The sequence below is a fragment of the Chelatococcus caeni genome (assembly GCF_014196925.1).
In the GTDB taxonomy this organism is placed as follows: domain Bacteria; phylum Pseudomonadota; class Alphaproteobacteria; order Rhizobiales; family Beijerinckiaceae; genus Chelatococcus_A; species Chelatococcus_A caeni.
Map to the genome: position 1 here is coordinate 327,096 of NZ_JACIEN010000003.1, position 22,392 is coordinate 349,487.

At 70.4% G+C, this 22,392-nt stretch carries 20 protein-coding genes and 1 other RNA gene; 13 read left to right on the top strand and 8 right to left on the bottom strand.

What is annotated here, in order from left to right; genetic code table 11:
* The first annotated feature begins 248 nt into the window (after nucleotides 1-248).
* The 5 genes from ssrA (at nucleotide 249) to GGR16_RS14510 (ending at nucleotide 3,199) form a co-directional block, all read left to right on the top strand.
* Nucleotides 249-604, top strand: a transfer-messenger RNA (tmRNA) gene (gene ssrA, locus GGR16_RS14490).
* Nucleotides 605-646: 42 nt separating this feature from the next.
* Entirely contained in the window at nucleotides 647-1,249 is a 603-nt protein-coding gene (locus GGR16_RS14495) for an SspB family protein (protein WP_183317038.1), read from the top strand.
* Nucleotides 1,250-1,336: 87 nt separating this feature from the next.
* A complete protein-coding gene (gene fumC / locus GGR16_RS14500; RefSeq protein ID WP_183317039.1) occupies nucleotides 1,337-2,764 on the top strand; it encodes a class II fumarate hydratase in 1,428 nt (475 codons plus the stop codon).
* A 10-nt stretch (nucleotides 2,765-2,774) separates the two neighbouring features.
* Nucleotides 2,775-2,966, top strand: a complete 192-nt coding sequence (locus GGR16_RS14505) for a DUF4169 family protein (RefSeq protein WP_183317040.1) — start codon at nucleotides 2,775-2,777, stop codon at nucleotides 2,964-2,966.
* On the top strand, nucleotides 2,963-3,199 hold the full coding sequence (locus GGR16_RS14510; protein ID WP_019404397.1) for a ribbon-helix-helix domain-containing protein: 237 nt from the start codon (nucleotides 2,963-2,965) through the stop codon (nucleotides 3,197-3,199). Before GGR16_RS14505 ends, GGR16_RS14510 begins: the two co-directional genes overlap by 4 nt.
* Before the next feature lie 6 nt (nucleotides 3,200-3,205).
* Here the strand turns inward: GGR16_RS14510 and GGR16_RS14515 are convergent, their stop codons facing one another.
* From GGR16_RS14515 to GGR16_RS14525, 3 genes are all read right to left on the bottom strand, one after another.
* Complete coding sequence (locus GGR16_RS14515; protein WP_183317041.1) at nucleotides 3,206-6,976, bottom strand: AsmA family protein; 3,771 nt, start codon at nucleotides 6,974-6,976, stop codon at nucleotides 3,206-3,208.
* Nucleotides 6,977-7,103: 127 nt separating this feature from the next.
* Nucleotides 7,104-7,667, bottom strand: coding sequence for a toxin-activating lysine-acyltransferase (locus GGR16_RS14520; protein WP_183317042.1), 564 nt, complete (start codon nucleotides 7,665-7,667; stop codon nucleotides 7,104-7,106).
* A gap of 158 nt (nucleotides 7,668-7,825) precedes the next feature.
* Nucleotides 7,826-9,244, bottom strand: a complete 1,419-nt coding sequence (locus GGR16_RS14525; protein ID WP_183317043.1) for an FAD-binding oxidoreductase — start codon at nucleotides 9,242-9,244, stop codon at nucleotides 7,826-7,828.
* Between the two features lie 187 nt (nucleotides 9,245-9,431).
* Between GGR16_RS14525 and GGR16_RS14530 the strand changes: the two genes are divergently transcribed.
* Nucleotides 9,432-9,983, top strand: coding sequence for a thioesterase family protein (locus GGR16_RS14530; RefSeq protein ID WP_019404393.1), 552 nt, complete (start codon nucleotides 9,432-9,434; stop codon nucleotides 9,981-9,983).
* A 6-nt stretch (nucleotides 9,984-9,989) separates the two neighbouring features.
* On the opposite strand, the gene GGR16_RS14535 is transcribed toward GGR16_RS14530, so the two are convergent.
* The gene (locus GGR16_RS14535) at nucleotides 9,990-10,262 is read right to left on the bottom strand and encodes a hypothetical protein (RefSeq protein WP_019404392.1); all 273 of its coding nucleotides are present in this window, start codon (nucleotides 10,260-10,262) and stop codon (nucleotides 9,990-9,992) included.
* A gap of 114 nt (nucleotides 10,263-10,376) precedes the next feature.
* On the opposite strand from GGR16_RS14535, the gene GGR16_RS14540 reads away from it, so the two are divergent.
* The 5 genes from GGR16_RS14540 to GGR16_RS14560 are packed head-to-tail and all read left to right on the top strand — an operon-like array spanning nucleotide 10,377 to nucleotide 15,045.
* Nucleotides 10,377-12,776 (top strand): ATP-dependent helicase, encoded by a 2,400-nt coding sequence (locus tag GGR16_RS14540; RefSeq protein WP_053193176.1) that lies wholly within the window; start codon nucleotides 10,377-10,379, stop codon nucleotides 12,774-12,776.
* A 15-nt stretch (nucleotides 12,777-12,791) separates the two neighbouring features.
* The gene (locus GGR16_RS14545; RefSeq protein ID WP_026015517.1) at nucleotides 12,792-13,094 is read left to right on the top strand and encodes an HlyU family transcriptional regulator; all 303 of its coding nucleotides are present in this window, start codon (nucleotides 12,792-12,794) and stop codon (nucleotides 13,092-13,094) included.
* 60 nt (nucleotides 13,095-13,154) lie between these two features.
* Nucleotides 13,155-14,018 (top strand): AraC family transcriptional regulator, encoded by an 864-nt coding sequence (locus GGR16_RS14550; protein WP_019404389.1) that lies wholly within the window; start codon nucleotides 13,155-13,157, stop codon nucleotides 14,016-14,018.
* Entirely contained in the window at nucleotides 14,015-14,746 is a 732-nt protein-coding gene (locus GGR16_RS14555) for an AzlC family ABC transporter permease (protein WP_019404388.1), read from the top strand. The genes GGR16_RS14550 and GGR16_RS14555 overlap by 4 nt, the downstream gene beginning before the upstream one ends.
* On the top strand, nucleotides 14,743-15,045 hold the full coding sequence (locus tag GGR16_RS14560; RefSeq protein WP_019404387.1) for an AzlD family protein: 303 nt from the start codon (nucleotides 14,743-14,745) through the stop codon (nucleotides 15,043-15,045). The genes GGR16_RS14555 and GGR16_RS14560 overlap by 4 nt, the downstream gene beginning before the upstream one ends.
* A gap of 322 nt (nucleotides 15,046-15,367) precedes the next feature.
* On the opposite strand, the gene GGR16_RS14565 is transcribed toward GGR16_RS14560, so the two are convergent.
* Nucleotides 15,368-17,194 (bottom strand): aminopeptidase P family protein, encoded by a 1,827-nt coding sequence (locus GGR16_RS14565; protein WP_183317044.1) that lies wholly within the window; start codon nucleotides 17,192-17,194, stop codon nucleotides 15,368-15,370.
* A gap of 258 nt (nucleotides 17,195-17,452) precedes the next feature.
* Between GGR16_RS14565 and GGR16_RS14570 the strand changes: the two genes are divergently transcribed.
* Both GGR16_RS14570 and GGR16_RS26430 read left to right on the top strand, forming a co-directional pair.
* Nucleotides 17,453-17,665 (top strand): hypothetical protein, encoded by a 213-nt coding sequence (locus tag GGR16_RS14570; RefSeq protein ID WP_019402719.1) that lies wholly within the window; start codon nucleotides 17,453-17,455, stop codon nucleotides 17,663-17,665.
* Nucleotides 17,666-17,712: 47 nt separating this feature from the next.
* On the top strand, nucleotides 17,713-17,835 hold the full coding sequence (locus tag GGR16_RS26430; RefSeq protein ID WP_019402720.1) for a hypothetical protein: 123 nt from the start codon (nucleotides 17,713-17,715) through the stop codon (nucleotides 17,833-17,835).
* 10 nt (nucleotides 17,836-17,845) lie between these two features.
* On the opposite strand, the gene GGR16_RS14575 is transcribed toward GGR16_RS26430, so the two are convergent.
* The 3 genes from GGR16_RS14575 to GGR16_RS14585 form a co-directional block, all read right to left on the bottom strand.
* Entirely contained in the window at nucleotides 17,846-18,763 is a 918-nt protein-coding gene (locus GGR16_RS14575) for a 50S ribosomal protein L11 methyltransferase (protein ID WP_183317045.1), read from the bottom strand.
* Nucleotides 18,764-19,121: 358 nt separating this feature from the next.
* Complete coding sequence (gene ligA / locus GGR16_RS14580; RefSeq protein WP_183317046.1) at nucleotides 19,122-21,299, bottom strand: NAD-dependent DNA ligase LigA; 2,178 nt, start codon at nucleotides 21,297-21,299, stop codon at nucleotides 19,122-19,124.
* Between the two features lie 60 nt (nucleotides 21,300-21,359).
* A complete protein-coding gene (locus GGR16_RS14585; protein WP_183317047.1) occupies nucleotides 21,360-22,292 on the bottom strand; it encodes a LysR substrate-binding domain-containing protein in 933 nt (310 codons plus the stop codon).
* Nucleotides 22,293-22,392 lie beyond the last annotated feature (100 nt).

Consider the following 22,392-nt stretch of genomic DNA (forward strand, 5'->3'; position numbering starts at 1 on the left):
AAGCAGTATACACACCGAGTGCCAAACGGCGCTCCAATAATGCTTCCTCCATACGCCATGTCAACAGACATAAACTTTCATAATTGGAATTTATTTATAAATAGAACGACAGCAACATATCTTCTACATGTCGCATCGCAATGGCTGCAGGCCACAGTGCTGCCGGGAGGGCGCGGCAAGCCGCCGTTCGGATGGCATGCCGCCGGCCCTCCCTTGCCTGTCGGCAACTGCGCGAGAATGGCGGTGAAGGCCTTCCATCGGGCCGAGAAGGTCCCTATATTCTGGGTGCCGTCGCAAGGCGGCTATGGCGATAAACGGCCATCGCAATAAACCCATCGGACCCGGGGGCGGTACCCGGCGCCTCCACCCAAACGCGAGCGGGCCTCGCGTTTCGGCGGGGGCGAAATAGGATCGACGAGGGTGTAAAGGGTGCGCTTTCGCTCGGCATGGTTCCGCCGTTATCGGGCCGAACTTATAGTTGCCAACGACAACTATGCTCCGGTCGCCGCGGCTGCGTAACGCAGCTTAGGTTACCGATCCAAAGTCCTGACGGTTAGCCCCGGCAGGCGGGGTTCGGAGGCACCTGGCAACAGAAGCCTCCACTTTCTTGTCAATCGCTGGCCTAGAAGGCATCGCTCCGGAACACATGGCGAAGGATCTCATCCGCTACGACCTGCTCGTCCAGGAGGCGCTCAGGGGCGTCGTGCGCAAGCTGCTGGCCGATGCCGTGCGCGACGGCCTGCCCGGCGACCACTACTTCTACATCTCCTTCCGCACCGATCATCCGGGCGTGCGGCTGTCGAGCCGCCAGCGCGAGCGCTACCCGCACGAGATGACGATCGTGCTCCAGCACCAGTTCTGGGACCTCGCCGTCACGGACCAGGCCTTCGAGGTGGGCCTGTCCTTCCAGGGCGTGCCCGAGCGGCTGATGATCCCCTTCGAGGCCGTGGTCGGCTTCTACGACCCCTCGGTCCAGTTCGGCCTGAAGTTCGGCCAGGACGGCGAGGCGGGCGAGGCCGAAGGCGGTGGACCGCCGCCGCTCGCGGGGGACGCACACGACGCCTTTCCCGAGCCGGCCGGGGCGATGCCCGCGGCGGCAAAGGCGGAGCCCCCTGCCGAGGCGCCCAAGCCCAAGGACAAGGCTCCCGCCGCCACCGACATGCCGGCCGAGGAGCCCAAGCCCGAGGACAATGCGGATGGCAAGGGCGCCCAGGTGGTCAGCCTCGATGCCTTCCGCAAGAAGACCTGATGGGCCGGGCCGCTCCTGCTGCGCGGTACCTTCGGCCGCTGCGACGCGACCCGCGCCTGTTGCCCTTTGAGATGAAAGGCGACTGCCATGTCCGACGCATCCGGAACGAAGACTGAGGCCGAGGGCGGTGCCGTCCGGCAGGAAGAGGACAGCTTCGGCCCCATCGCCGTTTCCGCCGCCCGGTACTGGGGCGCCCAGACCCAACGGTCGATCCAGAACTTCCGCATCGGCGGCGAGCGCATGCCGCTGCCGCTCATCCGCGCCCTCGCCCTCATCAAGCGCATCGCGGCCGAGACCAACGGCGAATTGGGCCTTCTCGAGCCGCGCCTCGCGCAGGCCATCGCCACCGCCGCGGACGAGGTCCTCGAGGGGCGGCATGACGAGGAGTTCCCCCTCGTCATCTGGCAGACCGGCTCGGGCACCCAGACGAACATGAACGTCAACGAGGTGATCGCCGGCCGGGCCAACGAGATTCTCGGCGCCGACCGCGGCGGCAAGAGCCCGGTCCATCCCAACGACCACGTCAATCTCGGCCAGTCGTCCAACGACACCTTCCCGACGGCGATCCACATCGCGGCCGCCATCGAGATCGAGCGCCACCTTCTGCCCGCCCTCGCCCATCTCGGCGGCGTCATCGATGCCAAGGCCCGCGCCTTCGTCGACATCATCAAGATCGGCCGCACGCACCTGCAGGATGCGACGCCGGTCACGCTCGGCCAGGAATTCTCCGGCTATGCGGCGCAGATCGCGCTCGCCATGGACCAGATCCGCGCCGCCCAGCCGGGCCTCCTCTCCCTCGCCCAGGGCGGCACCGCCGTGGGCACCGGGCTCAATGCCCATCGCGACTTCGCCGCGCGTTTCGCGGCCCGCGTCGCCGAGCACACGGGGCTCGCCTTCACCTCGGCACCGAACAAGTTCGCCGCCCTCGCCGGCCATGAGGCCGCCGTTTTCGCCCACGGCGCCCTGGCGAGCACCGCGACCGCCCTGTTCAAGATCGCCAACGACATCCGCCTGCTCGGCTCTGGGCCGCGCTCGGGCCTCGGCGAGCTGTCGCTGCCCGAGAACGAGCCCGGCTCGTCGATCATGCCCGGCAAGGTCAATCCCACCCAGGCCGAGGCCATGACCATGGTCTGCGCCCAGGTGCTGGGCAACAACACCACCGTCGCCTTCGCGGCGAGCCAGGGCCATTTCGAGCTCAACGTCTTCAAGCCGGTCATCGCCCATGCCCTGCTGCAGTCGATCCGTCTCCTCGGCGATGCGGCGACGAGCTTCGCCGACAACTGCGTCGCCGGCATCACGGCCAACGAGGCGCGCATCGGCGAGCTCATGGGCCGCTCGCTGATGCTCGTCACCGCGCTCGCCCCGCATATCGGCTACGACAATGCGGCGAAGATCGCCAAGACGGCGCACAGGAACGGCACGACGCTGCGCGAGGAAGCGCTCGCCTCCGGCCTCGTCGGCGCCGAGGATTTCGACCGCTGGGTCGACCCGTCGGGCATGCTCGGCCCGCGGTGAGGAGGGCGCCATGGCCGAGATCGTGAACCTGCGCATGGCCCGCAAGGCCAAGGCCCGCAGCCGGAAGGAGGCCGAGGCCGAAGCCAACCGGGCCCGCTTCGGCCGGCCGAAGGCCGAGCGCCTCAAGATGGAGCGCGAGGAGGAGCGGGCGGCGCGGGCGCATGAGGGCCACCGGCTGGCCGCGCCCGACGAGGAGACATGACGCCGCCCGGCCGCGCCGGCATCGTCAAGCGCTCGCTGGTCATCGCCGGCCACAGCACCAGCGTGTCGCTGGAAGAGCCGTTCTGGGCAGCGCTCAAGGAGATGGCTGCGGCGCGCGGCATCTCCGTCGCCCAGGCGGTCGCCGCCATCGACGAGGAGCGTGGCGAGCAGAACCTGTCCTCCGCCATTCGCGTTGCCGTGCTCGCCTATGTGCGCGCCGCGGCGCGCGGCTGAGCTGCGTCAGCGGGCCGTCGGCCGGATATCGAGCGGTCCGCCCGGAGGAGGCGGCGTACGGCCGCTTGGCGCCGTCGGAGCCTCGGGCGAGCCCCCGCTGCCGCCCGTCGGCGACACCGTCGGCTCCCCTGCCCCATCCGGCTCGAACTCCGGCAGGCGGTGGATGGCCGGAAGCTGCAGCTGCGTCGGCCCGCGCCCCTCCTGCGACTGCGGCTGCAGCCGGAACGGGGTCTCGGGTGGGACAGGCGCCTGCTCCTGCCGCTGGCTTTCCTCGCGCAGCAACTCCTCCAGCCGCCTCTGATCCTCCTGGCGCTGCAAGTCCTGCTGCCGCTGCAAGTCCTGCTGCCGCTGCGCCTCCTCCTCGCGTCGCCTCGCCTCCTCCGCCGCGCGGCGCTCGGCCTCGCGGGCGCGCTGCTCGCGCTCCGCCCTGAGACGGCGGTTGTGGAAGGCGCGCTCGCGCGCGTCGGCTTCCATCGCCTCGATGCGCTCGAGTTCACGCACGATGCCGATGGCGGCGAGGCCATTGGCGAGGCTGCCCGCATCGAGGCTGCGCTTCGGCGCATCGACCGGCCCGGACCAGATGGCCACCGCCTGGGGCGACGGCCCTGTCCAGCCTTTCGGCGACGTCGCCGCGATGACGGTCGCCCGCAGGTCGACGGTGAGGCTGCGCAGGTCGAGCGTGCCCGAGAGCGACCCCTCGGCCACCCCGGCCTGCGTCGGCATCGTCAGCGGGCCGAAGCGCAGGACGCCGCCGGACAGGCTGACGGGGCCGGACAGCTGCGGCAAGGGCCACGTGCCCTCGTCGAGCTCCTCGGCAAGCGCGGCCGTCACGATCGGCAGGTCCGGCCGCAGCGTATCGGCGGCGAGTGCCTGCGCCACCATGCGGGTGACGGCCGATGGATCGAGCCCCGGGATCGACGCATCCGCCACCGACAGGGTGGCGCCGCCGGCAAGGTTGGCGACGAGCCGCGCCGGGCTTTCCCCGGCCGTGCCGATCTCGAAATCGCCGCTGAGGGTGCCGGGAAGCCCGCTGCCGGCGATGCTCGAAAGCGGAATGGTCGTGAGCTTGCCGCGCGCCGAGATCGCGGCGAGGGAGCCTTCCCGGCGCATCGTCAGACTGGTCTCGATGCGGCCGCCCGAGAGCTCGCCATTGAGATCGTCGATGGCGAGCCCGGCCGGATGCAGCGACAACCGCAGCGCCGCATCGCGCAAAGTGAGCGTCGGCGTCAGGGCCAGGCTGCCGGCGGTCAGCGTCAGGGCACCGTCGACAGGCGGGGCGGCGGCACCAAGGCGCTCGCCGGACCATGCGCGCCCCTCGGGCGCCATGGGCAGCGGGCCCAGTGCGAGCGCCGCGACATTGGCGAGCGCCAGGCGCTCGAAATGGACCGCCCCCTCGACACGGCCGCCCTCGCCCACGGTCAGGCGCCCGTGCAGCGGAACGCCGCCCGCCGTCGCCGCAAGATTGACGAGCGACAGCCCCCTGCCGCCGAGCGTCGCATCGGCGGTCAGTTCGAGCGGCAATGCCCCTGCGCCCGGCAACGGCCGCGCCAGCACCTCCGCGAGGCGGCCGAGGTCGCCCGCCGTCATCGTTACCCGCCCGGCGAAGAGCGGCGCCGTTTCGAAAAAGCTGAAGGTTCCCTCGCCGGCGAGGCTCGCTCCGGCGGCCGCGAGCGAGAAGCGCCCGGCCATGTCGTCGAGCGAAGCGCCCCGCGCCGAGATCGACAGGCGGCCCCCCTCGCCGTCCGGCAGCGGCAGGACATCGAAGCCGAGCTGCCCGAGCAGTTGCGCCCCGTCGCCGGCCCCGAGGCTGACCTCGAGCTCCGCCCCCACCCCTGAAGCGGGCGGCAGCGACAGCCCCATGTCCACCTCGGTGTCGCCGATCCTGCCGTCGGCCTTGACGAAGAGCGGCGCACCGGCGTCCACGCGCCCCGCCTCGAGCGTGAGGCGGAGCGCCCCGCCGTCCGCGACCGCCCGCGTCAGCGCCGCCGCGGCGCGCGCCGGCAGGAAACGGGAGGCGAGCGCGGCGAGCGCCTGCGGATGGTCGGCGTCGATGGTCGCGCCCAGCCGCCCGCCAGCGGCATCGATGCGCCCTTGCGCCTCGATCTGCGCGCCGCCGAAGCCCGACGCATTGAGATATTCGACGACGACGCCCTGCGATCCGGCCTCCACGAGGGCGCTGAGGCGCCCCAGCGCGTCACGGCCGGACGCCCCGAGGCCGAGGTCGCGCGCATCGAGCGACAGGCCGATGTCGGCGCCGGAAGCAAGGGCGAGCAGCCCTTCGAATTGCGGCAGGGCGGCGATGTCGACCCTGCTCGCCGTCACCTCGGCCTCGTAGCGCGGGCGCCCGCCGCTGCCATCCGCTGGCATGAAACGGATCGCGCCGCCGACCTCCGCCTCACCCGCCTTCACGGCGATGTTGCGCGCGCCGATGCTGCCGTGATCGAGCGCGAGCTCGGCGCTGGCGGACAATCGCGGCAGGCCCGCGAGCGCTTCGGCCAGCGACTGCGACGCCCCCATGCGCACCAGCGCCCGCGCGAACACCAGCGGCTGGCCGCTGTCGAGCGAAATGGACCCCGTTCCCGAGATGTCGTCCTTCGGCCCGCCGAGCGGGATGAGCCCCTCGCCGCGTGCCGCGATGCGGGTTTCCCCCGGCAGCCCGAGATCGAACCGGGACAGGGCGAGGACGTCCCCGTCGCGATGCAATCCGGCCGTGAGCGGGCCGAACTCCTCGCCCGCGATCGCCAATGCCTCGAGCGACAGGTCGAGGCGGAGCGGCAGCCGCGCAAGCAAGCCGGCCGCGCGAAGCCCGAGCGCGCCTTCGTCGATCCGCTCGCGCAGCACGTCGAGGTCGACGCGCCGGCCGCCGAGGCTCGCCCGGAGGGCCGGCCGGCCGCCGAGGTCGAGCGTCGCCGTGCCCGTCAGCGCAAGGTCCTTGCTGCCCTCGCCGTGCGTGAGGTCGAGCGTGAGGTCGCGCGCCGAAAGGCTGCGGATGTCGCCTTCCACGGCGCCGGAGAGAATGATCTGGCGAGGCTCGCCGGCGCCGGCCAAGGGTTCGGTGTATCGCACGGCGGCCGCAAGGCCGGGCAGCAATCTCCCGCCGGGCCCGTCGGCGAGCTTCAGCACGCCATCGACGTCGAGCAGGCCTCCACCTGCGGCGCGGCCGAGCACGGCCTTCAGCCGCATGTCGCCGCCGGCTTCACGCACCCCCGTCGACACGCGCAGCGGAACGCCGTTCGCCTCGCCCTCGATGCGCCAGGGCCCGGCGAGGCTCGCCGCCACGATCTCGGCCTCGATCTCGCCGATTCGCGCGATCTCGGCGCCGGCGGCATCCTCCACCCTGATCTCACCGCGCGTGATGCCGAGGCGTTCGATGGCGATCGCGACATTGGCGGCCGAGACAGAACCGGGGCGCGGCAGGACAAGGGTTCCGTCGTCGGTGACGCGTACGGCAAGAACGGGCGCGTCGAGGCCCGCCTCGATCACCCGCACCTCGCCCTTGATGAGGGGCATCGGCGCGACCTCGACCGAGAGCCGCCGGGCGGCAAGCATGGCCCCGCCGGCTTCGCCGAGGCTGACGTCGCTCAGCACGATCTCCGGCGTCGGCAGGAGGCGCAGCTCGATGACCCCGCCGGTGCGCACCGGCAGCCCGAGGGCCTCGCCCAGCACGCCCTCCACCTCGCCGCGGCGCGCCTCCCAATCGATGAAATAGGGCACCGCGAGAGCCGCGCTCAACACAAGGATGAGGAGGATGGCAATGACCGTCAGAAAGTCGCGCACGCTCGTCGGGCTCGGCTGATCGAGGTTTTCACCTCACTTTAGCGGATTTGACGGCGCGGCTGTGGCGAGCCTTGCGTCGCCAACCGCGGCTCGGCCCTTTCATCTCTGGCACGTCGGCCGGGCAAGCTCAATGGACCGGGCGCCGGCCGATGGCTTCGCCAGCGCCGCCGGGCGGCAGCCACCGCCTCGCGGCGTCCCCCGCCATGAAGCGGGCGTGGCGCGCAGCGAGCGCGGCGAGCGCTTCGCCGGGTCCCGGTTGCGTCTTCCCGGCTTCCTGCACCTTCCACATGTGCACGCAACGCCAGCCCCCGCCCGGCCCCCGACGCAGGCGGCGCAGGCTGCGGCCGGAGAAGACGGTGCCACGCAGGTCGCGGACGACGGGCAGCGCCTTGCCCGGCGCTGCCACGAGATCGACCAGCCAGGTCTCTTCACCCGCATCGAAATCCGCATCGAGGAGCTCGCGCTCGCCGGTCAGGAGCCCATCGGCCGCCTCTCGCGTCAGATAGGCCCAGGTGGCGAAGGCCTGCGGCTCCCCGTCGGCAAGGTAGAATTTGATCTGCCCGCGCGAGATGGCCGGCACGAGGCGCTGCTCGACATCCTCGAGGCGCATGTCGCGATACCGGGGCGAGCGCGGCAGCAGGGAAACCGCGGCGCCGAGCGCCTGCTGCTCCCAGAAACGGGTTGCATTCATCTGAAAATGATCTTGCTTTGAAAATATGGAGGCGATCGCAATGCGCGCCTCTATAGCCCAACCGGATCACATAAAGAAGAAGCAGAATGTCGGCTCCCGGCCTTGTGATTGCCGTCGGGGCGGGGCGGAGAAGCAAGCCGCCTCTCCACCCCGGTTCTTCACGCCCGCGGCGGCAGCGTCTTGCCGGGATTCATGATGTTGAGGGGGTCAAGCGCGGCCTTGAGCGTGTGCATCACCTCAAGCGCCGGCGCGCCGTGCTCCTCGACGAGATAGACCATCTTCTTCTGACCGACGCCATGCTCGCCGGTGCAGGTGCCGCCCATGGCGATGGCGCGGCGCACGAGCCGGTCGATGAAGCCCTTCACCCGCTCGACCTCGTCCGCATTGTCGAGGTCGAGGAGAGGCTGGCAATGGAAATTGCCGTCGCCCACATGGCCCGCGATCGGCGAGATGAGGCCGCTCGCCTCGATGTCGCGCTTGGTCTCGTCGACGCATTCGGCAAGGCGGGAGATCGGCACGCACACGTCGGTGGCGACGGAGCGGGCGCCGGGCCGCAGCGCCAGCGCCGCCCAATAGGCGTCGTGCCGCGCCTGCCAGAGGCGGGAGCGATCCTCGGGCTGGGTCGCCCAGTCGAAGGCGCCGCCTTCGAACTCCGCCGCGATCTCGCCGAAGCGCTCTGCCTGCTCCTTCACGCCCGCTTCCGTGCCGTGGAACTCGACGAAGAGCATCGGCGTCTCCTGGAGGCCGAGCTTGGCGTGCAGGTTGACGCCGCGAATCATCACCTCGTCGAGCAGCTCGATGCGGGCGACCGGCAGGCCCATCTGGATGGTGGCGATGACGGTGTCGCACGCGGCCTTGACGGAGGGGAACGGGCACACGCCAGCCGACACCGCCTCGGGAATGCCGGAGAGCTTCAGCGTGACCTCGGTGATGACGCCGAGCGTGCCCTCGGAGCCCACGTAGAGCCGCGTGAGATCATAGCCCGCCGAGGTCTTGCGGGCGCGCGTCGAGGTCTTGACGATCTCGCCCGCCGGCGTGACCACCGTGAGCGCCAGCACATTGTCCTTCATCGTGCCGTAGCGGACCGCATTGGTGCCGGAGGCCCGCGTCGCCGCCATGCCGCCGAGGGAAGCATCCGCCCCCGGATCGATGGGGAAGAAGAGCCCCTGGTCGCGCAGGTGCTCGTTGAGCTCCTTGCGCGTGACGCCCGCCTCCACCGTGCAGTCGAGGTCCTCCGCATGGACGGCGACGATGCGCTTCATGCGGCTCATGTCGATGGATACGCCTCCGTAGGGCGCGTTGACATGGCCTTCGAGCGAGGTGCCCGTGCCGAAGGGGATGACCGGCATGCGGTGCGCGGCGCACAGCCGCACGATCTCCGCAACCTCCTCGGTGCTCTCGGGGAAGACCACGGCGTCCGGCGGCTGGTTCGGGATCCATGTGAGGGTATGGCCGTGCTGCTCGCGCACGGCCTGGCTCGTGACGAGGCGGTTGCCGAAGCGCTCGGCGAGCGCGGCGACGACGGCCGCCACGGTCGTCTCGTCGGGCCTTGCCGGCCGTTCTGCGGCGGTGGTCATTCTCGAATCCTCGGGCTGTTGCTCATGGGCTCGAGCGCATCTTCTATGCCCTTGCGCCGCGCACAAGTGCGCATTCGTCGCAAGGCGACACGATTCATTAGGTTTGCATTCAGGTTGGAATGCTTAAACTTTGACCTTGGGGTGCCTCGCCCGGCGCCCGACAGCCAGCACGATCCGGAGAGGTTCCTTGCGCAACCCGGCAGACGCACCGGCCCTGTTCTTTGCCCCCTTCGTCTCCTCGACCATGCGGGCGGAGGCGCACTGGATCGACTACAACGGCCACCTCAACGCCGCCTATTACAACGTCTTCTTCGACCGGGCGGTGGATGAGGCCTTCGGGCTCGTCGGGCTCGGCCCCGGCTATGTCGAGGAGCGCAAGGCCTCGTTCTTCGTGGTCGAGAGCCACATCCGCTACCGGCGCGAACTGCGCGAGAACGACCCGGTCCGCGTGACGCTGCAGCTCCTCGCCTTCGACGAGAAGCGCATCCACTATTTCATGGAGCTGCATCACGCCGCCGAGGGCTGGCTGGCGGCCTCCTGCGAGAACCTGTCGCTGCACGTCGACATGCGCACGCGCAAGGTAGCGGCCTTCCCGCCGGACATCCTGGCGAACCTCGCCGTCATGCGCGCGGCGCATGCCCGCCTTCCGCATCCGGAAGACGCCGGCAGGTCCATCGCCGTGCCCGACCGGGGCGAGGAAGAGCACGAGCCGCAACTCGCCTCCGGCACCCGCCACTGACCGCGATCAGCAGCGCGGGCATTCCAGGGAGCGCAGGGGCTGCTGGAAGCGGTCGATCTGCTGCTGCTGCCGCATCTGGTTGAATTCGAACTGCTGCTGCTGCCGGTCCTGCGAGCGCTGCAACTCGCGTGTCACGTCGCGATCGGACTGGCGGTATTGCCGCTCCACGCGGTTGAGCGCCCCTTCCTGGCCGTGCGCCGGCAGCGGGCCGGCAAGGCCGACCATCAGCGCCGCGCCCGCGGCAAGGGCCGGCGCGAGCAACACCATCCTGCGGGGCATTCTGTCCACTCCTCTCGTCATGCCCCTTATATAGGGGCTGCGTGCCTCCCATCCTAGGCCGGCAGGCGTCCTCGACACTCGACGCCGTTCGCCTTTTGGTCCATGGTCCGACCGATGACTCGCGTACCCCCACAGGGCCCTGCGTCCGGCCCCGACGATCTCGCCCACACGCCCCGCCCCGGCTCGCTCGCCGCACGGGCGCGCGCGGCCGCCGCGCCGACGCCCTATCTCTCCGGTCTCAATGCCGAGCAGCGCCGGGCGGTGGAGGCGACCGAAGGCCCGGTCCTCGTGCTCGCCGGGGCCGGAACGGGCAAGACGCGCGTCCTGACGACGCGCATCGCCCATCTCATCGCCACCGGGCTCGCCTGGCCGTCCGGCATCCTCGCCGTGACCTTCACCAACAAGGCCGCGCGCGAGATGAAGGAGCGCGTCGCGCACCTCGTCGGCCCCGCGGCGGAGGGCATGCCCTGGCTCGGCACCTTCCACGCCATCGGCACCAAGATCCTGCGCCGCCACGCCGAGCTCGTCGGCCTCAAATCCGACTTCACCATCCTCGACGTCGACGACCAGATCCGGCTGCTGAAACAGGTGCTGCAGGCCGAGAATATCGACGACAAGCGCTGGCCGGCCCGCCAGCTCGCCAGCCTCATCGACGGCTGGAAGAACCGCGCCCTGCAGCCCTCGAAGGTGCCGCACGGCGAGGCCGCCGCCTTCGCCCACGGGCGCGGCGCGGAACTCTATGCGCTCTATGAGGAGCGGCTGAAGATCCTCAACGCGGCGGACTTCGGCGACCTGCTGCTGGAATCGATCCGGCTCTTCCAGGAGCATCCCGACGTCCTCGCCGACTACCAACGCCGCTTCCGCTACATCCTCGTCGACGAGTACCAGGACACCAACGTCGCCCAGTACCTGTGGCTGCGCCTCGTCGCCCAGGCGCACCGCAACCTGTGCTGCGTCGGCGACGATGACCAGTCCATCTACGGCTGGCGCGGCGCGGAGGTGGACAACATCCTGCGCTTCGAGCACGACTTCCCCGGCGCCACCGTGGTGCGGCTCGAGCGCAACTACCGCTCCACCGGCCATATCCTCGCCGCCGCCTCGCATCTCATCGCCCATAACGAGGGTCGTCTCGGCAAGACCCTGCGCACCGAGGACGAGCCGGGCGAGAAGGTCACCGTCACCGGTGCCTGGGATTCCGAAGAGGAGGCCCGCCTCATCGGCGAGGAGATCGAGGCCTTGCAGAGAAAGGGCCATCCGCTCTCCGAAATGGCCGTGCTCGTGCGCATCTCGGCGCAGATGCGCGAGATCGAGGACCGCTTCGTCCAGCTCGGCCTGCCCTACCGCGTCATCGGCGGCCCGCGCTTCTACGAGCGCATGGAGATCCGCGACGCCCTCGCCTATCTGCGCTGCGTCGTGCAGCCGGCCGACGACCTCGCCTTCGAGCGCATCGTCAATACGCCGAAGCGCGGCCTCGGCGACGCCACGCTGCAGGTGCTGCACGCCCATGCCCGCGCCGCGCGCATCCCGCTCATGGAGGCGGCGCGCTTCATCGTCGAGACCGAGGAGCTGAAGCCGAAGCCCCGCAGGACGCTGCGCGACCTCCTCGCCAGCTTCTCGCGCTGGTCGCAGAGCCTCGAGGCGACGCCCCACACCGAGCTCGCCGAGGTGGTGCTGGAGGAATCCGGCTACACCGAGATGTGGCAGAAGGACCGTTCGGCCGAGGCCGCGGGCCGGCTGGAGAACCTCAAGGAGCTCGTCCGTTCGCTCGAGGAGTTCCCCGACCTGCAGAGCTTCCTCGAACATGTCTCGCTCGTCATGGACGCGGTCGAGAGCGACAGCGACGACCGCGTCAGCATCATGACCCTGCACGCCGCCAAGGGGCTCGAGTTCGACACCGTCTTCCTGCCCGGCTGGGAGGAAGGGCTGTTCCCGAACCAGCGCGCCCTCGACGAGAGCGGCCGTGCCGGCCTCGAGGAGGAGCGGCGCCTCGCCCATGTCGGCCTCACGCGGGCGCGGCGCCGGGCCAAGCTCTATTTCGCCTCCAACCGCCGCATCCACGGCCTGTGGAACTCGACCATCCCGAGCCGCTTCATCGATGAATTGCCGGAGGCGAGCGTCGAGGTGACCGAGGCGCCGGCTGCCTATACCTACGGCAGCTACGGCCAGAGCCGCTTCGACATGGCCGAGCCCTTCCGCTCCTCCTATGCGACGCCGGGCTGGCAGCGCGCGCAGGCCAACAGCGCCGGCTGGGCCGGCGGACGCGGCGGCCAGTCGGGCAGCTTCGCGTCGGGGCGCGGTGCCGGCGCGAGGCGCGGCGGACCGCTGATGATCGAGGGCGAGCTCGTCGCCAAGTCGACGGGCACGGCATCGGCCTTCGGCACGGGCGACCGCGTGTTCCATCTCAAGTTCGGCCCCGGCACGGTCACGGCTGTGGACGGCAACAAGCTCACCGTCGATTTCGACAAGGCCGGCCGCAAGATGGTGCTCGACAGTTTCGTTGAGCGCGGCAGCTGAGGGGGAGATGAGCCAATGAGCTTTCTAAAGGGACTTTTGGGCGGGCTCTTCGGCGGCGGGCGGGAGGCCTCGGCCGAGGAGGCGCCTGCGGGCGAGGCCGTGGAATACAAGGGCTTCCGCATCCGCCCCGCGCCCTACCCCGCCGGCGGCCAGTTCCAGACCGCCGGCATCATCGAGAAGGACATCGGCGGCGAGATCAAGGAATATCGCTTCGTGCGCGCCGAGACCCACGCGAGCCGCAGCGACGCGGAGAATTTCGCGCTCACCAAGGGCCGGCAGATCGTCGACGAGCAGGGCGAGCGTATCTTCAAGGATTGAGATCGCTCGCATCACTTTTGTTCAAGACCGGCCTCGGGCGCTTTCGCGTATGATGGCGGCATGGATACGGTGACACAGGAAGAGGCTTTTGCGGCGACGCCGCTCGCGGATGACGAGCGGGCGCGTTTCTTCGCGGCCTCGCCCTTCGGCGGGCTGGAGTGCCTGACCGCCACCTTCCGCTCGCACCGCTACGCTCCGCATGCGCACGAGACCTATGCCGTCGGCGCCATCCTCGCCGGCTGCGAGACCTTCTCCAGCCGCCGGGGGCGCGGCTATGCGGGACCGGGCGAACTCGTCTTCATGAACCCGCACGAGGTGCACGACGGCGCCCCGCACGACGGCGGCTATGCCTACCGCATGAGCTACCCCTCCATCGAGACGCTGAGCGCCGTCGCCGCCGAGGTGAGCGGGCGCTCCGATTTGGGCATCCCCTTCTTCCCCCAGCCCGTGGTGCACGATCCGGCCGGCTTCGCCCTCTTCGTGGAGGCCCACGTGGCCCTGCAAGAGGAGGAGGACGCCCTCAAGGGCGCCGAGCTCCTCTACAGGTTCCTGTCCCTCGCCATCGTGCGCCATGCCCGCCTGCCCGCGCGCGAGCCCGGGCGTGAGCACGGCCCCGTCGCGCGCATCAAGGCGCTGCTCGGCGAGCGTTTCGCCGAGCCCTTCACGCTGGAAGACCTGGCGGCGGAGGCGCGCCTGTCGCGCCATCATCTCATCCGCGCCTTCGCGCGCGAGACGGGAATGACCCCGCACGCCTTCCTCGTCAATCGCCGCATCAATGCCGCCGAAACCCTGCTGCGCGCCGGGCTCTCGCCGGCCGAGGTGGCGCAGGCGACGGGCTTTGCCGACCAGAGCCACCTCACCCGCGCCTTCAAGCTGCGCCGCGGCGTTACGCCCGGCGCCTACCGCATGGCCTTTGCCCGATGAACAAGCCCTTTGCGCCCTCGGCGCCGGTCGACATGGCGCGCGAGCGCGCGGCCGGCATTCGCGACATCATGCCCGTGATGATCGCCGCCGCGCCCATCGGCCTCCTGTTCGGCGCCCTGTGCGCCGGCAAGGGCCTGAGCCCGGCCGAGGCCGGCCTCATGTCCGTCCTCGTCTTCGCCGGCGGGGCCCAGTTCGCGGCGCTCGAACTGTGGACATGGCCGGTGCCCATCGCCACGCTCGCCTTCTCGACCTTGCTCATCAACGCCCGCCACATCCTCATGGGCGCCTCGCTGGCGCCGAAGATGCGCGGCTTCTCCCTCGGCCAGAAGCTCGCCGGCTTCTACGTCCTCACCGATGAATCCTGGGCGCTGGCCGAGCGGCGGGCGAAGGACAGGCCGCTCACCCCGGCCTACTGGTTCGCCGTCGCGGGACTGCTGCCCCTCTCCTGGGTGGGCGCAACCATCGCCGGGGCCGTCCTCGGCTCGTTCCTGGGCGATCCGGCGCGCATCGGCGCGGATTTCGCCTTCACCGCGCTTTTCATCGGCCTCATCGCCGGCTTCTGGAACGGCCGCGTCAGCGCCGCCGCCATCGGCGCGAGCGCCGCCGCCTCGGCCGCCACCTATTTCGCCTTCGGCCCGCCGTGGCACGTGGCGGCCGGCGCACTCACCGGCATCGCCGCCGCCTATGTCGCCGCCCCCGCCGGCGAGGACGCGCCGGAGGCCGCATGACCATCGACCCGACCACGCTCGCCGCCATCCTCGCGATGGCGGTGATCACCTACCTCACGCGCATCGCCGGCATCTTCCTCGTCGGACGGCTCGCCCTCTCCGGCCGCGCCAAGGCGGCCTTCGACGCCATCCCGCCGGCTGTGCTCGTCGCCGTCATCGCACCGACCGCGCTCGCCACCGGCTGGCCGGAGACGCTCGCCGCCCTCGTCACCGCCGTGGCCGCGACGCGCCTGCCCCTCCTCGCCACCATCGCCGTGGGTGTCGCGAGCGTGGTCCTGCTGCGGATGGTCGCGGGATAGTATCGGCTGGCTTCGCACCAGGCGGTACCGAGACAGCAGAGCACCGCTCCTCCCTCCCCCCGCTTGCGGCGGGGAGGGTCGGGGTGGGGGGCGGTGCCGCAGGCAGGAGGCCCGGAAGCTTGGGCGCGCCGGCTCGAACGTCTGGCGTGGCAATGGGCGGCGAGGGGGGGGGGGGCGCGCCCCCCCCCCCCCCCCCCCCCCCCCCCCCGGGGGGGGGGGGGGGGGGGGGCCCGCCCCCCCCCCCCCCCCCCCCCCCCCCCCCCCCCCCCCCCCCGCGGGGGGAGGGGAAGCTCGGAGCCGGGCAGCCCTGCTCAAGGCAGGGTCAGCCCCCGATCGCCCGCGTCGCCTCTTCCAGCCACTCCCGGTCCGCGCCTTCCAGCGCCGGCGTCAGCGCCTCGCGCACGCGGACGTGGTAGGCGTCGAGCCAGGAACGCTCCTCGTCGGTGAGCAGCGAAGGCTCGACAAGCGCGAGGTCGATCGGTGCCAGCGTCAGCGTCTCGAAGCCGAGCATCGGCCGGTCGGCACCGGGCATGTCCCGCTCCTCGACGAGGACGAGGTTCTCGATGCGGATGCCGTATTCGCCTTCCTTGTAGTAACCTGGCTCGTTGGAGAGGATGACGCCCGGCTCGAGCGGCGTCGTGCCGAGCTTGGAGATGCGGTGCGGCCCCTCGTGCACCGAGAGGAAGGCGCCGACGCCGTGGCCCGTGCCGTGATCGAAGTCGAGCCCCGCCTCCCACAGCGGCCGGCGGGCGAAGCTGTCGAGCTGCGCGCCGCTGGTGCCCTTGGGGAAGACCGCCGTGGCGATGGCGATGTGACCCTTGAGCACGCGGGTGAAGCGCTCGCGCATCTCGGCGCTCGGCGTGCCCACGGCGAGCGTGCGCGTGATGTCCGTCGTGCCGTCCTCGTATTGCGCGCCGGAATCGATGAGGAAGATGCCCTCGCCGATGCGGCGGTTGCTCGCCATCGTGACATGGTAATGCGGCAGGGCCGCATTCGGCCCGGCGCCGGCGATGGTGTCGAAGGAGATGTCGACGAGCGCATTCGTCTCGGCGCGGAAATTCTCCAGCGCGACCGCGGCGTCGATCTCGGTGAGGCCGCCGCCGGGCGCCTCGCGGGCGAACCAGGCGAGGAAGCGGGCGACGGCCACGGCGTCGCGGCGCTGCGCGGCACGGGCCCCGGCCTTCTCCGCCTCGTTCTTCACCGCCTTCATGAGGCTGATCGGGTCATCGCCGACATCGGCCGTGCCACCGGCCGCGTTCACCGTCTCGCGCAAGGCCGCCGCCGCCGTCGCCGCGTCGAGCCGCACACGCCGTCCGCCGGCCGCCGCCGTGGCGAGCGCGGCGGGAAAAGTGTCAGGAGGGGCGATATCGGCGAGCGGCGCCAGCGCCTCGCGCAACTCCGCCCCGATCTTGCCCTCGTCCATGAAGATCGTCGCCCTGCCCTCGCGCGGCACGAGCGCATAGCCGAGGGCCAGCGGCGTATGGGTGACGTCCGCCCCCCGCAGGTTGAAGAGCCAGGCGAGATTATGCGGGTCGCTGACGACGAGGGCATCGCTGCGCGCCTTGGCGAGCTTCTCGTTGAGCTGCGACAGCTTGTCGGCCGCGGAGATGCCGGCGAAGACGAGCGGATAGGGCCGCGCCGGTGCGCGCGGCGGCGCGGGGCGGTCGCTCCAGATGGCATCGACGGGGTTGTCGGCCACCGGCACCAGCGTGCCGCCCGCCTCCTCGGCCGCCCGGGCGAGCCTGTCCACCGCCGCCGGCGTGTGCAGCCATGGGTCGTAGCCGAGTTTCGCCCCCTCCGGCAGGTTCTCGCCGATCCAGGCCGAAGGCGGCGTTTCGTTGCTCGCGACCGGCCCGAAGAGTTCGGTGTCGACCTGCTCGCGCACCTGCAGCGTATAGCGCCCGTCGACGAAGATCGCCGCCTTGTCCAGGAGCACCACCGCCGTGCCGGCCGAACCGGCGAAGCCCGTGAGCCAGGCGAGCCGCTCCGCATGGGGCGGCACGTATTCGCCCTGGTGCTCGTCGGCGCGCGGCACGACGAAGCCGTCGAGGCCCCGGCGGCGCAATTCATGCCGCAGCGCAGCAAGACGCGGCCCGCAGGCCGCCGGGTCGCGATCGTTGTCGAAGGCCTGAAAGCGGCTCTGCCTCATCAGCTTCGGGCTCGCTCATGCAAATGTTTCATATGTAACCGGTTTTTGGGCTTCGCGCGCCCAATGCGGCGGCAGCGTCGCACAATTGTCATGCACCTCACGCTGCTCTGGCAAGCATCCCGCGAACAGGCCCGATCAGCATGCATAGGTCATATGCGCTGACCCATCTTCTTCGCACATGCAGCATTCCCTATATTGCGACCATAAACACGCGAGGAAGCGTTCCCGGGCTGTCCTCCAACGTGCGGAGATGGACCCATGGCTTACGTTACGACCGACATCGCTTATGTAGCGCCCAAGAAGACCGGTGTCTTCAAGCGCATCCTCAATGCCCTCGTCGAGGCGCGCATGCGCGCTGCCGACCGGGAAATCCGCCGCCTCGAGGCGATCTACGGCCCGCTGACCTTGAAGGACGCGGACCTCGACAAGGTCAGCCTCGGCAAGTCCGGCGCCCTGCCCTTCGCCCGCTGAGGCGAGGGACTGCGCAGCCGGTTCACATCGATCGAAAGGCAACAGACATGTTCATCGTGACCATCCTGAGGGCAATCGGCCGTTTTACGGTCACGATGGCCGAGATCGTCGCTGAGGCGCAGGCCATGCGCCGCGAGATGCGTCGCCGCTACCCGGCCATCGATTACTGACAGCGGCCTTTCATCGACGCGGGCGGGGGGCAGCGCCTCCCCGCCTCAGAACCAGCGTCGCCCAGCCTTCACGCTCGGCACGCCTGACGAGCGCCAGCCCCTGCGAGGCATAGGCGCTGACGACCCCCGGCACATCGCGGACGAGCAGCCCCGAGAGCACCAAGGTGCCCTGCGGGGCAAGCACTTTGCGCAGGGACGGCGCGAGAAGCCTGAGCGGCCGGGCAAGGATATTCGCAAAGACGAGATCGTAGTGACCCGCGCGGGCGGCAAGACGGTGCTGCACGCCCGGCGCTGCGTAAAGCCGCACGTGGTCGCGCGCGCCGTTCAGTCTCGCGTTGGCGCGCGCGACCGCGACGGCCACCGGATCGATGTCCCCCGCCACCACCGGCTCGTGCAGCGCCCGCGCCGCGGCGATGGCAAGGATGCCGGTGCCGGTGCCGACGTCGAGAACATGGCGCGGGCGCCCGCGCTTCAGCTCCGCAACAAGCTCCAGGAGGCAGCCGAGCGTCGTGCCGTGATGGCCGGTGCCGAAGGCGAGCGCCGCGTCGATCTCGATGGCGATGTCGTTCGCCCGCACGACCTCCCGGTCATGGCTGCCGTGGACGAGGAAGCGCCCGGCCCGCACGGGCTTCAGGCCCTCGAGGCTCGCCCTCACCCAGTCCTTCACCTCGATCGGCGCGAAAACCGCCGCGTCCACCGCATCGCCGACGATGGGGCGCAGCAGGCTCAGGATCGCCGCCTCGTCCGGCGCACTGGAGAAATAGACCTCCAGGTGCCAGCGTCCGTCCGCCGCCTCGAAGGCCGCCACCGCCGTCTCGGCCGGATCGAAGAACTCCCCGAGGAGCTCGACCATGGCCTTCGCGGACGCCTCGTCCGCGGCAAGGCGCATGGAATGGGTGGGCTTGTGCGGCGGCAGGCCTTCGAGCATGGGGCAGGCTTTCAGATGGAGAATGCGCGTGTCTTAGACCGTGTCGCCGCCGGAGGAAAGGGCGGGAGCGCTTCACGCCAAGGTACTCACATATGAACGAGCGCAATTGATCCCTCCCCTTGAGGGGAGGGTGGATCGCGCCGTCCGAAGTCGGATCTATCCGACTTCGGCTTCCTCAGGTGTCGAACTCGGACAAGCCCGAGCTCGACCGCGCGAGACGGGTGGGGGCGAGGCCGGGGACGGCGCTCTTGATATCTGCCGCTCGCCCCCTCCGTCGCTGCTACGCAGCGCCACCTCCCCCATGCGGGGGAGGATCAAGGCCTCGATGTTCATATGCCGAGCGACGAAAGGGCGCGATTCACGCCCCCACCAGCGTGAACCAGCCGTCCTCGTCGATGACCTCGACACCGAACTCCTGCGCCTTGGCGAGCTTGGAGCCGGCCCCCGGCCCAGCCACCACGAGGTCGGTCTTCTTCGAGACGGAGCCCGCCACCTTGGCGCCGTAGCGCTCGGCCATGGCCTTGGCCTCGTCGCGCGACATGCGCACGAGCGTGCCGGTGAAAACCACCGTCTTGCCGGCGACGGGGCTCTCGATGGTCGCCGTCCGCTCCATCTCCTGCGGCGTCACTTGCGCAAGCAGCGCATCGAGCGTCGTCTCGTTGTGCGGTTCGGCGAAGAACTGCACCAGCGCCTCCGCCACCACCTCGCCGATACCGTCGATGGCGTTGAGTTCCGCCCAAGCTTCCGAGGCTTGGTCGCGGGCGGCGATCAGGGCCGCGCGCAGCACCTCGAAGGTGCCGTAGTGGCGGGCGAGGAGCTTCGCCGTCGTCTCGCCCACGTGGCGGATGCCGAGCGCGAAGACGAAGCGGTTGAGCGGCACCTGCCGGCGCGCCTCGATGGCGGCGAAGAGGTTGCGCACGCTCGTCTCGCCGAAGCCCTCGCGGTCCTTCAGCTTCTTCAGGCCCGTCGCATCGCGCTCGGCCAGGGTGAAGATGTCCTGCGGGCCGTGCACCAGCCCCTCGCGGAAGAAGAGCTCGATCTGCTTGTCGCCGAGGCCGTCGATGTCGAGCGCGTTGCGCGACACGAAATGCTTCAGCCGCTCCATGGCCTGCGCCGGGCAGGTGAGCCCGCCCGTGCAGCGCCGCACCGCGTCCTCCCGCCCCGTGCGGGGGTTGATCTCGCGCACCGCATGGCTGCCACAGGCCGGGCACGTGGTCGGGAAGCGGTAGGGCTCGGAGCCGGGCGGGCGCTTGTCCATGACGACGCTGAGCACCTGCGGGATGACGTCGCCGGCGCGCTGGATCTCCACCGTGTCGCCGATGCGGATGTCGATGCCGCCGCGGATCGGCTGGCCGTCGCCGCCGATGCCGCGGATGTAGTCCTCGTTGTGCAGCGTCGCATTGGCGACGACGACGCCGCCCACCGTGACGGGCTTCAGCTTCGCCACCGGCGTCATGGCACCGGTGCGGCCCACCTGGATCTCGATGTCGATGAGTTCCGTCATCGCCCGCTCGGCCGGAAACTTGTGGGCGATGGCCCAGCGCGGCGAGCGCGAGACGAAGCCGAGGCGCTGCTGCAGGGCGAGGCTGTCGACCTTGTAGACGACGCCGTCGATGTCGTAGCCGAGATTGGCCCGGTCGGCCTCGATGGCGTGATAACGGGCGAGCAGATCCTCGACGCCGTCGCAGCGCTTCATCAGCGGGTTGACGGGAAAGCCCCAGCGCCCCAGCGCCTCGACCACCCCCATCTGCGTGTCGGCCGGCAGGGCCGACACGTCGCCCCAGGCATAGGCGAAGAAGGCGAGCGGCCGCCGCATGGTGACGGCGGGGTCGAGCTGGCGCAGCGAACCGGCAGCGGCATTGCGCGGATTGGCGAAGAGCGGCTTGCCGGCCTCGGCCTGGCGTTCGTTGATCGCCGCGAAATCCGCATGGCGCATGTAGACCTCGCCGCGCACCTCGAACACCTCGGGCATGTCGGCGGCGTCGATCTCCTTGGGGATGGCGTCGACGACGCGGGCATTCGCCGTCACGTCCTCGCCCTCCTCGCCGTCGCCGCGCGTCGCGGCCGTGACGAGGCGGCCCTTCTCGTAGCGCAGGCTGATGGACAGGCCGTCGATCTTCGGCTCGGCCGTGATGGCGAGCGGCGCGTCGGGGGCGAGGCCCAGGAAGCGGCGGATGCGCACGACGAATTCCGCGACGTCCTCGTCGGCGAAGGCATTCGACAGCGACAGCATGGGCACGCGATGGCGCACCTTGGCGAATTTCTCGCTCGGCCGGGTGCCGACCTTCTTCGTCAGGCTCTCGTCGGTGGCGAGGTCGGGAAAGCGTGCCTCCAGTGCCTCGTAGCGGCGCCGCAGGGCGTCGTAGTCGGCATCGGAGATGGTAGGTGCATCCTCGCCGAAATAGCGGCGGTCGTGCTCGGCGAGCTCGGTAGCGAGCATCGCGTGCTCGCGCTTCGCCTCCCGCGGCGTCAATACCTCGACGGCGACGTCGCGCAGGGAAGCACCCGCTGTGGAGGACGAAGAACGTTCGGACATGGGCGTCGCGCTCATGGATTCGGGGAGCGCAGACTATATGACAAAGCGGGCCGTCTTCACCTACCTCGTCATCGCCACCCGCCCTTCGCCGTTCAGTCCGCCCGCAGGACCATTCGCACCGCTCGTCCGTACCGGCAGCACGGGCAGACCCTCCACAAGCACGCCCACCGCGGCGTCCACGACCGCCGAGCGCCGGTCGCGGGCATAGAGGCCGTACTGGACCGTCAGCGGCTCCGGCACGCCGGCGGCGGGCTTCAGCACCCTGAGCGCGCCCGTGCGCAGGCTCTCCGGCGGCAGGAGGCCGATGCCGAGCCCGTTCTCGACCGCCGCCGCAAGGGCCGTGATGCTCTGGCTGGTGAAGGTGATGCGATGCTCCCTGCCGAGGGCGACCAGGGCCTCCAGCATGCGCTGGCGCCACAGGCACGGCGCCGCGAAGGCGACGAGATCGAGCGGGCGCGACGGATCCGGGGTGCAATCCACGGCGCACATCCATTCGAGCGCGACGTTCCACGTGACCACGGCATCGCCGGCGACGGCGGAGGTCGGCGCGATGGCGACGTCGAGCTCCCCCTCCCCCCAGAGCCGGCCGAGCGCGAGCGCATGCTCGACCACCACGTCGAGGCGTATGTCGGGATAGGCCCGGTTGAGCCGGCCGAGCGCCGCGGGCAGCGTCGCGGTCGCGACCTCCTCGGCGAGGCCGATGCGCACCACGCCGCTGATCTCCGCCTGCCGCAGGCGCGACAGGGCCTCCTCGCTCAGGGCGAGGATGCGGGTGGCGTAGCCGAGAAGGACCTCGCCCTCGGCGGTGGGCACCACGCCGCGGCCGGTGCGCTGGAACAGCTGCCGTCCGACGAGGCTCTCGAGCCGGCGCATCTGCATGCTGAGCGCCGACTGGGCGCGCCCCGTCTGCGCCGCGACCTTGCTGAGGCTGCCCTGCCGGCACACGGCGACATAGGTGCGCAGCAGGTCGAGGCCGATTTGCTCAGGTATCATTCCGGCTGAACTCTGATCTCATCGTCATCACTCTACAATGATGGCTCGCGTCACGCTATCTCGCTGTCGAGCCCGGGCGAAGCTTCAGCGCAACCAGACG